General features: G+C 38.7%; 12 protein-coding genes. 5 read left to right on the forward strand and 7 right to left on the reverse strand.

Annotated features, from left to right (window positions below; translation table 11 throughout):
* Positions 1–83 precede the first annotated feature (83 nt).
* On the reverse strand, positions 84–863 hold the full coding sequence (locus tag CZ809_RS10545) for an AraC family transcriptional regulator (protein WP_080157594.1): 780 nt from the start codon (positions 861–863) through the stop codon (positions 84–86).
* Positions 864–959: 96 nt separating this feature from the next.
* Between CZ809_RS10545 and CZ809_RS10550 the strand changes: the two genes are divergently transcribed.
* Entirely contained in the window at positions 960–2,219 is a 1,260-nt protein-coding gene (locus CZ809_RS10550) for a CynX/NimT family MFS transporter (protein ID WP_080157595.1), read from the forward strand.
* A 78-nt stretch (positions 2,220–2,297) separates the two neighbouring features.
* Here the strand turns inward: CZ809_RS10550 and CZ809_RS10555 are convergent, their stop codons facing one another.
* The 3 genes from CZ809_RS10555 to CZ809_RS10565 form a co-directional block, all read right to left on the reverse strand.
* Positions 2,298–2,912: a glutathione S-transferase family protein gene (locus tag CZ809_RS10555; protein ID WP_080157596.1), complete on the reverse strand. Its 615-nt coding sequence runs from the start codon at positions 2,910–2,912 to the stop codon at positions 2,298–2,300.
* A 15-nt stretch (positions 2,913–2,927) separates the two neighbouring features.
* On the reverse strand, positions 2,928–3,956 hold the full coding sequence (gene curA, locus CZ809_RS10560) for an NADPH-dependent curcumin/dihydrocurcumin reductase (RefSeq protein ID WP_080157597.1): 1,029 nt from the start codon (positions 3,954–3,956) through the stop codon (positions 2,928–2,930).
* Positions 3,957–4,059: 103 nt separating this feature from the next.
* A complete protein-coding gene (locus tag CZ809_RS10565) occupies positions 4,060–4,650 on the reverse strand; it encodes a TetR/AcrR family transcriptional regulator (protein WP_080157598.1) in 591 nt (196 codons plus the stop codon).
* A gap of 201 nt (positions 4,651–4,851) precedes the next feature.
* Here CZ809_RS10565 and CZ809_RS10570 point away from each other — a divergent pair, with 201 nt between their 5' ends.
* From CZ809_RS10570 to CZ809_RS10580, 3 genes are all read left to right on the forward strand, one after another.
* A complete protein-coding gene (locus CZ809_RS10570) occupies positions 4,852–5,424 on the forward strand; it encodes a hypothetical protein (RefSeq protein ID WP_080157599.1) in 573 nt (190 codons plus the stop codon).
* 154 nt (positions 5,425–5,578) lie between these two features.
* Positions 5,579–6,814, forward strand: a complete 1,236-nt coding sequence (locus CZ809_RS10575) for an MFS transporter (protein WP_080157600.1) — start codon at positions 5,579–5,581, stop codon at positions 6,812–6,814.
* 22 nt (positions 6,815–6,836) lie between these two features.
* Complete coding sequence (locus CZ809_RS10580) at positions 6,837–7,511, forward strand: peptidoglycan DD-metalloendopeptidase family protein (RefSeq protein ID WP_080157601.1); 675 nt, start codon at positions 6,837–6,839, stop codon at positions 7,509–7,511.
* A gap of 91 nt (positions 7,512–7,602) precedes the next feature.
* On the opposite strand, the gene CZ809_RS10585 is transcribed toward CZ809_RS10580, so the two are convergent.
* Entirely contained in the window at positions 7,603–8,769 is a 1,167-nt protein-coding gene (locus tag CZ809_RS10585; protein ID WP_080157602.1) for a PcfJ domain-containing protein, read from the reverse strand.
* Positions 8,770–9,048: 279 nt separating this feature from the next.
* Positions 9,049–9,828, reverse strand: a complete 780-nt coding sequence (locus CZ809_RS10590; RefSeq protein WP_080157603.1) for an AraC family transcriptional regulator — start codon at positions 9,826–9,828, stop codon at positions 9,049–9,051.
* A 191-nt stretch (positions 9,829–10,019) separates the two neighbouring features.
* Here CZ809_RS10590 and CZ809_RS10595 point away from each other — a divergent pair, with 191 nt between their 5' ends.
* Positions 10,020–11,165 (forward strand): MFS transporter, encoded by a 1,146-nt coding sequence (locus tag CZ809_RS10595; protein WP_080157775.1) that lies wholly within the window; start codon positions 10,020–10,022, stop codon positions 11,163–11,165.
* Between the two features lie 108 nt (positions 11,166–11,273).
* Here CZ809_RS10595 and CZ809_RS10600 read toward each other — a convergent pair whose 3' ends face one another.
* A complete protein-coding gene (locus CZ809_RS10600) occupies positions 11,274–11,927 on the reverse strand; it encodes a DUF2913 family protein (protein ID WP_080157604.1) in 654 nt (217 codons plus the stop codon).
* Between the last annotated feature and the right edge of the window lie 39 nt (positions 11,928–11,966).

Genomic DNA, 11,966 nt, shown 5'->3' on the forward strand with positions numbered 1-11,966 from the left:
CGCACAACCACTGATCACTATGCTTATATCGTTTATCACAACCCACTTATTTCAATACGCATATTCATCATAATAGTCATTAATTATCGTTGCTTCATGTATTGCTTTGGCGGTCGCCCTAAGGTTTTTTTAAAAAACAAAATAAATGCGCTCACTGATTCATAACCTAAATCTTCCGCTACCCGTTGTACCGACTCCCCCATCGAAAGCTTTTGTAATGCCACTACAATATGTAACTGCCCACGCCAGCGACCAAAAGTGAGGCCGATTTCTTGTTTAACCAAGCGTGCTAATGTTCGTTCACTCATTGCAAATTGTGCCGCCCACTCACCCACGGTTTTTCTGTCACCAGGATTTGTGAGTAAACGTTGCGCAATTTGGTATAACCGAGCTTCAGATGGAATAGGAAAATCAAACTGCTCGGTTGGCATTACTATCAATTCATCAACCAACACATCAACTAAACGTGCTACTGCGCCTTCTTTAGCATAATTTTGCTGCTCTTGTGCTAAACGAATAATTAATTCACGCAATAATGGGGTAACAGACAGTGAGCACGCTTTATTTGGCATTCCAATAATATCTTGATCAACAAACAGCATACACACATCAGCATCCATCGAAATTTGATTGCTATGCGGTACTTGACTCGGAATCCAAACAGCGCAATGTGCTGGCACCATCCACACTGCATCGTCAATATAACATTTAGCAAACCCAGTTAACGGCATCACTAATTGCCCTTTATGATGATGGTGGAATGGCGCTTCCTCTTCTTTTTCAATACCTGCAACCCGTAATGCTAGTACCTTTTGTGGGTATAGATCGGTATCAAACCCCATAAGATTGGTTTTAACATTCATAATATGACCGTTTTAGGCTATAAAATGTCAATACAACCAAATAAAGAAATAAATGTAAAGTCTATTATGACCTTCATATTTTTATAGGAGGCAGATATGTCACACTCCATTCGTAAAGTCGCGCACCCCGCGTTAATGATTATCAGTATTTTATTAATTGCCAGTAACCTTCGCGCCCCGATTACCGGTTTAGGTCCTATTCTAGAGTTTATCTCGCATGATCTTCACTTATCCCCCACACAAGCAGGCATGTTAACAACACTACCTTTGCTTGCCTTTGCGCTTTTTTCACCTATATCTTCTGGGCTAGCAAGAAAAATAGGCCTTGAATCTTCGTTGATGATCGCCCTGACAGTGATTTCATTAGGGATTATCATTCGTTCATCAGGCTCAATAGCAACACTTTTTTTAGGGACTTGTATTATTGGGATAGGTATTGCTATTGGTAATGTTTTATTACCCAGTTTGCTTAAAAGAGACTTTCCAACTCAAGTACCAACATTAACAGCCATCTATGTACTTGTTATGGGGATTGGCTCAACCATCAGTTCTAGTACTGCTATTCCGCTGTTGAACTTAGCAGAAAAACTCCACATTACAGCAATACCATCGTGGGCATTTTCATTAGCTAGCGTTATTATCTTTCCCGTAGTCTCTATCTTGATGTGGTTGCCACAATTAAGTACTCATACTCGACCATCAGTCGATACGGCAGATATAGATAGCCATAGTTATTTATGGCGTTCAGCTGCTGCGTGGCAAGTGACAATATTTCTCGGCCTTAACTCATTTATTATGTATATATTTATCAGTTGGTTACCAAGCATATTAGTTGATAATGGCTATACAGAGAATCAAGCGGGTTATATTCACGGTATTCTTCAATTATCAACAGCAATGCCGGCACTGATCCTTATTCCATTAATGGCAAAAATAAAAGATAAACGCACAATGAGTGTCATAATCGCAATATTGTCATTCTCTAGTATTCTAGGACTGTTATTGATGCCTGAACACGCTATTGTGTGGGTGATTTGTATTGGTTTTAGTTGTGGTGGAGGCTTTATTCTTGGTCTGTCTTTTGTTGGTATTCGTACTCACGATGCACATCAAGCCGCAGCATTATCAGGCATGGCACAATGTATGGGTTATCTATTAGCGGCCAGTGGTCCTCTCATTTTTGGTTCGTTACACGAAATGACAGCCAGTTGGTCATTGCCCTTATTAATGACCACAAGTGTTTGTGTGGTATGGGCTTTATTGGCATTGTATGCAGGTCGACCCCAAATTATTATACGCACACAAACAGGCAACGATATTATTATCGATAATACCCACCCCCGACATCAGTCTTAATCGAGCCTACATTATTTAATGACTCCTTATAACAAGAAAGGTCACTCAAAAGTGACCTTTAATAAACCATAATAACGGTTAACCCAATTGCTGCTCAATCTGATCCGCTTTAATAAACTTATCATGCGTTGCTAATTGAGCTTGATAGCGTTGAATATTAGGATAATTCACAATCATTCCGTTATTTTGCAGTATTTCAGCAATAAACGACATCATGATATCTGCTCCGGTGAGTCGTTCTTCAACTAAATACGTTTTGCCTTCAAGGCTCTGCTCAAAATAACTGATAACTTTTTCAGCTTCTACGTCTGCATAGACTTCTAAGAAATTAGTTTTCGCGCCATCTTTAGCAACAAACATCTTTAATAATAACGGTAAAATAGCTGAACTTTCAGCAAAATGAAGCCATTGTAAATATTCAATATAAGCTGGTGTTCCCACTTTAGGTGCTAAATTAGGATTATAAGTCTGAATTAAATATTCAGTAATAGCGCCAGATTCAGCAATCACCGCCCCATTGTCTTCAATAACTGGCGATTTTCCTAACGGGTGAATATTTTTCAATTCTGGTGGCGCTAAAAACGTGACAGCGTCACGTAAATAAAGCTTAACTTCATATGCTAAGTCAAGTTCTTCTAATAACCAAATAATGCGCTTTGAACGTGATTTATTTAAGTGATGAAGTGTGATCATATTCTATTCACCTTATTATTGAGCTTGATTGGTTTGAATAACCAATTTGCCAAAATTCTTACCGTCTAATAAACCAATAAACGCTTGAGGAGCATTTTCTAGCCCTTGCACTAAATCTTCACGATAATGGATTTTGCCTTCCGCTAACCATTGGCTCATATCTGTGGCAAATTCATCATAACGATCTGCATAATCATCAAAGATAATAAAACCTTGCATCTTGATACGCTTAATCAATAGCGTGCCCATTAGCATCGACATGCGATCAGGCCCTTGCGGCAATTCAGTGGCATTATATTGAGAAATCAAACCACATAATGGAATACGAGCGCCCGTATTAAGTAGCGGTAATACTGCATCAAAGACTTTACCACCGACATTTTCATAATAAATATCAATGCCTTTATCACAAGCAGCTGCTAATTGTACTGCGAAATCATCAGCTTTGTGATCAATACAATCATCAAAACCTAGCACGTCTTTGGCATAGCGACATTTTTCTTCGCCACCTGCGACACCCACAACGCGACAACCTTTAATTTTACCAATCTGGCCCACCATTGAACCCACGGCACCTGTTGCAGCCGCCACAACAATCGTATCGCCAGGCTTAGGTTGACCAATATCAAGCAAACCCATATAAGCGGTAAAACCCGGCATTCCCATCACACCCAACGCATAGGATGGATGTGTTGGCTGCATGCCTAATTTAATTAATCCGTCACCATTTGAAACAGCATAATCTTGCCAACCTGAATAAGATAACACCCACTCACCTTGTGCAAAATCAGCATGATTAGACTGCTCAATTTGACATACCGTACCACCAACCATAACCTCACCTACCGCAACAGGATCAGCATAGGATTTAGCATCACTCATACGACCACGCATATAAGGGTCTAATGATAAATACACACTACGCAATAAAATCTCCCCTGCCGCTATCGTAGGAATAACGGTTTGTTCTAGACGAAAATTATCAGCTGTTGGAGCACCAACAGGGCGAGATGCTAATACGATTTTGCGGTTTAGGTTTGTCATTGAGCTATCCTTTTCTTTTTATTAAATATTAGACCAGTCGTCTAGTTTTAGGTTTTAAAAAATCCCATCATAAAATAATGGGATAATTAATAAGCAACCGCCATTAAACGACTAGCTGTAGCTGCGTTTTAGTCGTGATTAACGCTTGCTGTAATACTGTGACATCTTGGCTAAGTTTATAAAACAAACTCGCACCCAGCCATAATTGATATAAGGTTTGAGCCGTTAATTGACTGTCGGCTACCGTAATTGAGCCGTCTTTAATACCATCATCAATGCATAATGCAATCAAGTTTACAATGCTATAAGCTCCTTTTTTCAAGGCCTCACGCATTGGTTCAGACAAATCAGAAACTTCAGCACTGAGCTTAACCACCACACATTTATTGACGTTACAGGTGCCATTATCAATAATTAACCAACGTGAAAAATAATCAGTTACGCGATCAAAACCGGTTCCAGTGCCTTGCTCTAAAATTGCGCTAACGTGTTCTAAATACTGCTCAAAATAGTGTTGAATTAACGCCTCACCAAATTGCTCTTTTGACTTAAAATAATGATAAAAAGAACCTTTTGGTACCGCTGCTGTTTTTAAAATTTCAGACAGGCCAACATTCGTGAATCCCTTGGTGACCACAAGTTGGTAACCAATATCTAAAATATGCTGACGTGTATCGTTTGTTTTTGTTTTCATGTGATAACTATAAACGCGACTAGACCAGTCGTCTAGTCCTATGGCCTAATTATTTTAAATAGTACAGTTGCCGCTGGTAATGAATAACTTGTTTCTATCTTATTTATATCGACGGATATTAATAGACATACAGCGCTGAACACGTATGATCATCAACAATTAGCAAAACACCTGTATTACACTGTCAATTGGAATATCGTTTTGATTAGAGAAAATGTCTTTACCCCTTTTGCAACTTGGAGCAAACCTTTAGTTTCTGAAGTTGCAGAAGCAATTAACCTATTAAAAGATAATGGGTATGATGCCAAGCAACTTACTTTAGCAACAGGTCTACAAGAAAAAAACATCTGTAATTGGACTGCTAAATATAAAAAAGAGCCACTAGATGTTTCTTCAATTCCTTACCCTTGCTGGTGTTTTATTGCCGCACTGATTGGCCGACCTAACATCGCAACCAATGGTAAAGTGATTGAAGTTGACGAAATCAAACGTGTATTACGCTTATTTAAGCCTTCTGCATTTGGCAGTCAAAATACGTTTGTTTGCCCGACTAGCGATCAGTTCGCAAAATTGATCGACAGCGGTTTATTTGCAGAAATGACCACTGAAAATATCGCGGCATTATTTAACTGGAAACCAGAGAACGTCACTGAAAGTTTAGGTGCAGGTAAATTACCTTACTTAAACTGGTGCCTAATCATGATGATGTTTGGCATTAACATTCAAAAAATGGCATTAAAAGACTTGGACAATGAGATTACTATTAACCAGTAATTCTTCTCGTTAGTCGCTTAAACATACGCCTTGTGATTGGTCTTTACCCACAAGGCGTTGTTTATTTATTAATATCTGAACCAGTAATAACTTGATTCATCGTAATACCTGATTAAAATAGTCGATTATTCTCGCAGTCAGGATCTCACAGCATATGCCAACGACAACTCACCATTTGGCGTTAAAACCTACCACCTTATTTACGCTCTATTGCATTATCTTCCTTGGCTCTGCGGGCTTTTTTATTACGATCCCAGCGTATGTGAGTTTATTTTTAACTGATCACTCACTTGCTATCGCACAAAATATGCCAATCGAACAACGTCGTACTTTATTTGGTACGGTAATGTCAGCCGCTCCTTTTATCTCCATGTTTTTCACCCCATTCATTGCCCGTTTTGCTGACCGCTTTAGCCGTAAAGTAACCATGGTCTTATGTTTGATCATTGCTGCGGTTGGTTTTGCGATACCTATCTATGCCATTGTCATCGGATCTATTGCATTATTATTTGCAGGTAACATGATCAATAGCCTTGGCTCTGCTAGCCAGCCGATTGCACAAGCGATTCTTGCTGATAATAGCAGTGGCAAAACCAAAGCGACATTAATGAGTATGGTGGCGATCGTAATGACAGCGGCGATGTCATTTGGCCCAGCATTAGGCAGTAAATTGTCAGCAACCTATGGCACTCAAGCACCATTTTACGCTTGTCTTATTATTGCTATCTTTTGTTTAATACTACTAAATCTTGTTCGGTTACCGCCGCAAATCGCCTTACACAATGAAAATCCACTCTCTTTTGTTGCCCCATTAAAACGTAGCCAACCGGGCTTATTGGCTTGTTTAGCGATCGTTTTTATTTGCCAGTTTAGTTGGAGTTTATACTTTCAAAATATCGCGTTTATTTTCCCTCAAAAATGGGGCATTAGTGTAGAAAGCAGCTTCTACCAATATTTTATGATGGCTATCGGTGTAGTCATGATCTGTTCGCTATTACTGCTTCCTCGACTCATTCTAGCGCGTATTAACGTACTCTCAGCATTGCGGATCACGACCCTATTTGCTGCGATTGGTATGATTTTATTAGCAATAACGCCTACACCTAATACACATATTGCTGCGATGATATTTACCGCCGTTATGGTGGCGATTGCATTTCCATTTTACATTACGGCGTTATCAGACAGAGCCAGTGAAGCAGATCAAGGCTGGGTTATGGCAATGTCGAGTGCAATGGTAGGCCTTGCGTGGACATTAAGCGGCTATTTAACCAGTGTATTTGTCAATATTGATTTAATTCTACCGACAGCGATTGCCGCCATCGGTTATGTGATTGCGATGATTATCGTCCCTAAAAAGGCAGCAACGCTCATTACGGCGGCTAATTAAGATGATGAATAGGACAACATACATGACACCATTAACCAGTGCACTTCAAGCTCATCAGTTTCATGCGGTGATCCCAGAGCCACTTCAATTTGGGCGTGGACTCATTGTTGATCTTTCCCCTGCCAGTGCGCTTTGGCAAAGTGTTAGCACCAATCACAGTTTTGCTGATGAAATAGCCCGTCAGTCAACAGCAATGAACGCACAAATAGTGATTGGTCGTTATGCAGAACAACGGCTAATTTATCAAGATAAAGAAAATTTTAGTGACAGTAAAAATCGTACCGTTCATATGGGAATCGATTTGGGTGTCCCCTCTTTAACACCTGTCTTTGCACCGCTTGATGGCAAAATCCATAGTATTGCTAATCATCAAAATGAAGGTGATTACGGTCCCACTATTATTTTACGCCACCAGCTTGAGGGAATAACCTTTTTTACTTTATATGGTCATCTTCACCAAGCCGCACATACACAATTGCAGGTTGGCGATCTTATAAATGCAGGTCAACAATTTACGGCAATCGGCACCACAGCAGAAAATGGCGGCTGGGCTCCGCATCTTCATTTACAGATCATTGAGAATATGGAATCTAACACTGATGATTATATTGGCGTTGTTAATCCCATTGAATTAGATTTTTACCGCAATAACTGCCCTAACCCTAATTTGATTCTTAAACGATCCGATCTTGATTAAAAATTAACGGCTAAAGCTTAAATCGCATATTGATAAATACATGATATGCGATTTAAATTTTATGCTTAATATACCGACAATAATCTCGGCATTATTTTCTAACGCTATCAAGCCAGCTATACACCGTTTCTAAGGTTTCATACGATGGTAAACGATTATTGCGCGCTTGAATTTGATCAACCGTATAAATATCACTCGCCCGTCCATTAGCTAAATAGTGTCGCTTTAACCCTATGGTGACGCGTTCTGGCATATGCATTTTATACACTAAATACTCACCCTTAATAATCCGATGATGGTAAATAGCGACATAGTGATTTTGTTCTATACCTTCAAGCTCAAGCTGCTGATAATTTCGAATCGGTACAATATTACTATTGCCATCATAAGGAATCTCATACTCCTTGTCGCAACTTGGATCTGGTATAACTTTTGCTGTTTTTTGAGCAATTAACCATCGATCATGTAATTTTTTCAATTCATCATACGATGTTACAGCATGAATACGTCGCACTGAATCAACATCAAGCACACGATAACCTAACTGAAACACATCCGATAATATCTGATTAATTCGCAGTCGTTCTCGCGGTGACGCTTTAATTAAATAAAAGCCTAATTTTGTGCCCGTTAATGTTGGCCATTGTAAATACACTTGCAACGTTAAAGTCGTGATTGCTGAATAATGCCGAAACAGTTTAAATGTCATCATTTCAGGATCGAGCAAACGATGAATCACAATCACCACAGAACGGGTGGAAAAATCACTTTGAATACGATCAATAAAACGCAACGCTGAACGGCACGATGCTAAGCCTAAATGAGCTAATATCTTACGTTGGCCTAGTTCACATAAAGCTAATACTTGTTCATGATCTAATGGATAACGTTCACACATCAGATAAAGTAATATTGGACGTTGGGCTAATAAATGGCGAGCTTTATCACTCATTGCCGCCATCTTGAGCATGTACACCCCCAAATCAGCATAAGCGCGGGCTTTATCAACCAATCCTGCGGGAATACTTTCAATCCACGCTTTACCACCAGCCAGTGATTCAATATGTTCGATATAAAACGAACAACTGCCTTCTAATAACTCACGGTGTCCATCACGATAAGCACGATACATAATCAAACCATCTCGCCAATCATAGAACTCCAATACAAATGGAAAGAAAGTTAATGTCTCATCAAACGATAAGATCAAAGGTGTAGAAATATGAGTAGACTGATGTTCAGTACAACAAACAGGCATAGATGTCCCTATTAATCTGTTATCCCTCTCACAGTGACAATAATTATTATCTTAATACTATCTGTATTACTGCGGTAATTAATAAGTCTATCATGACTTATTAATATCAATATTCAACTTAAAAAATATCAAGATGAGAGCTTTGCGTAGAATAGATATTCTACAATATTACAGGTTATTTAAATGTTTATTTGGCGTTAAATCTTCGCAAAAAACGAGTCAATAATAACAAATATTCATCTTACCGCGATGACAATTAAAATATATCATCTCTAAAAATTACGATTTAGATTCAAGCATAAAATTCAGTGGCGTGAATCCTGTTTTTTGACGAAAGAAACTAATAAAAGCACTATCATTCGCAAAACCTAAACGGTATGAAATATCAGTAATACGCTGATGTTGCGATAATAATTCAATTGCGGTTAACAATCGCCATTGTTGACGCCAACTCTGATATGGCATTGCTGTTTCTTTATTAAAAATGCGGGTAATGGTTTTCTGGCTCGCCCCCACTAACAGACTAAGATCAGCTAACGTCGGTGCAATAAAATCGGGATCATTAATCCCTTCAAGCCACTTAGATAATCTAACATCATCAGGTAACGGCAGATTTAAATGACTTTCAGTAGCAGAATTAAGCTCTTCTATCAATAGGTTAACTGAGTTTAATTGTTCATTATTGGGTTTATCAAACGGCCACATTGACATTCTTTCAAGCAGTATCGCCATCAATGGATTAATATCAATAATCTTCATTTCACGACTTAGTTGTGACTGTAAAGCTAGATCAAAATACAACGAGCGATACTGAGTTACATTGGTCATCTGCGCATTATGCAACATCCCAGCAGGGATCCAAGCTGCGCGCATAGGAGGCAATACACACTTAACCCCTTCAAGAGTGATTACCATACAACCATGGTGTGAGAATAATAGTTGATCTTTGTCATGCCGATGCTCGCCAGAATTATGATCACCAACATTCGCCGCCAGACCGACAACTAAACCATCAAAGTCATTGGGACAAAATTGTTGACCTTCTTCAATATATGCCATTACTGACGTCACCTGTCCTTAATTTAATATATATAGTCTTTATATTAATATAAGTTCAAAAATGAGCACCTTATAATAATTACCATATTGAAACAATACGTATATTCAAGATAGCAATCCTACGCATTAATAAAAAGAATCGTTTTCGCTTATATTTTTAGAACGACATCATGGAATTTATAAAAAATCATATGAATAACAATATTAATAAAATATCAATGCCGTTAGCGGTGACATTATTAATGTTTCCACAAATCATCGAAACCATGTATAGCCCAGCATTAACGTCAATTAAAACCCATTTTAACGTTACGGGTTCAACTGCAGCACAAGGCATGTCGGTGTTCTTTATCACCTTTGCTGTTGGGGTCGTTTTTTGGGGTAGAATGTGTGACATCATCGGTCGTCGTTATTCGACACTGATTGGACTCATTATTTTTATCAGCTCTGCTATTTTCACTTTATACGCATCGACATTTACATTACTTCTTATAGGCTTTGGTTGTTGTGCCTTTGGAGCGGCGGTGGGTTCAGTCTGTACTCAAACGATCCTTCGTGATTGTTACCAAGGTCCAGAGCTCGGACGGGTATTTTCTATTATTGGAACATCCATTGGCATCAGCCCTATTATTGGCATGATAACGGGTAGTTGGTTAACCGTTAATGGCGGCTATAAATGGGTGTTTATCGGCATGATAATACTAACCAGTGGCTTACTCTGCTGGAGCTTATTGCAATTACCCGAAACAAAACCAACTCAAACCCAACGAGATAGCTTGCTCTTTATCGGCACCAAAATGCTGAAAGATCTTCACATTTGGTACATCATGTTGATGGTTGCCATTTTTAACATTGCATTATTTTCCTATTATAGCCTTGCCCCTTTTATGTTTGAAAAATTACATGTCAGCATTAAATTATTCGGCTATACCAGCGCTGTACTGGCGTTAGGCTCAATCCTTGGCGCAATGCTTAATATGCGGTTACTGCGTCGACACGTTATGTCACAAACTATCATCACCATTGCATCTATCATACTGCTCATAAGTAGTATTGGCGTTTATCTATTACAAACCTCAATTTGGTTTTTCTTACCGATGATTTTTATATCACTGTCATTTGGTTTGGCTTTACCTAATTTATTAAGTACCGCATTAAATAATTACCGTGATCATTTAGGCACTGCTGGCGCATTACTGGGGTTATTTTATTATCTCGTCATTGGAGCAGGTTTACATAAAGCCGCTATAGTGGGCGATCTTGGTATCACACTTATCGTCTGTGCCATCCTTGCGATAACACTGGCACTCTTTCATCATATTAATAGATGGCTTTAATAAAACCAGCACGATAACCACCTAACGCTATTTACCCTCTCTTTCTTCGTTTATCTCAAATACAACTAAGCCGCAATAATGCGGCTTAGGGGGTAAAATCAATTTAGTTTATAAGATTCGAGTCGGTAGCTCTGGCAAATGAGTACCGGTATTTGATGGGTAAATAATGTATTCCCCATGAAATTTAACTTTAGACTTATAGTCAGTAATTTTGAATAACAAAATTCCATGTTGGTAAGCCGTATCAATAAACTGCTGCACATTACCACGTACGTACAAAGATAGAGGTTTAACTAACTCACCCTCATCACTCATTGATGCTGCATATTGCGCTGAACAAACAACTAATGATGCTTTACCGTCTGTATGGTGACTCACTTTACGATTCACTTCGTATTCATTAGTCACTAGCCAATCTTGCTGTTCTAACGCGGTATAAAACGTTGTCATTACTGCTGATGTAATCGCAATTGATTGTCCTTGCTCATCAGTGACTTTAGCGTAAGTTTCCGCTAAACGTTCAAAATGCAATTTTAACTGTGCATTTTTACCCATGGTTCGTGATTGTTGCTGCCATTCCTGCAATGTTTTCACTACACAGCGATCAAAACTATGTTGTTTAAGCACTTTTGTTACCCAAGCACTCAAAAAAATACTTTCACTGACAGGGTTCTTCTGTGCTTTACCTGTTGCTTGTGCCTCTTGTAAAGCCACTAACCCGCTGTTAACTACATTGTAAATTTCATTAAAAAAAATGGTCATGATTTATTTCAAACAATCCAAAAATATCAAATCACCACA

This window comes from Photobacterium piscicola, from assembly GCF_900166965.1.
Taxonomy (GTDB): domain Bacteria; phylum Pseudomonadota; class Gammaproteobacteria; order Enterobacterales; family Vibrionaceae; genus Photobacterium; species Photobacterium piscicola.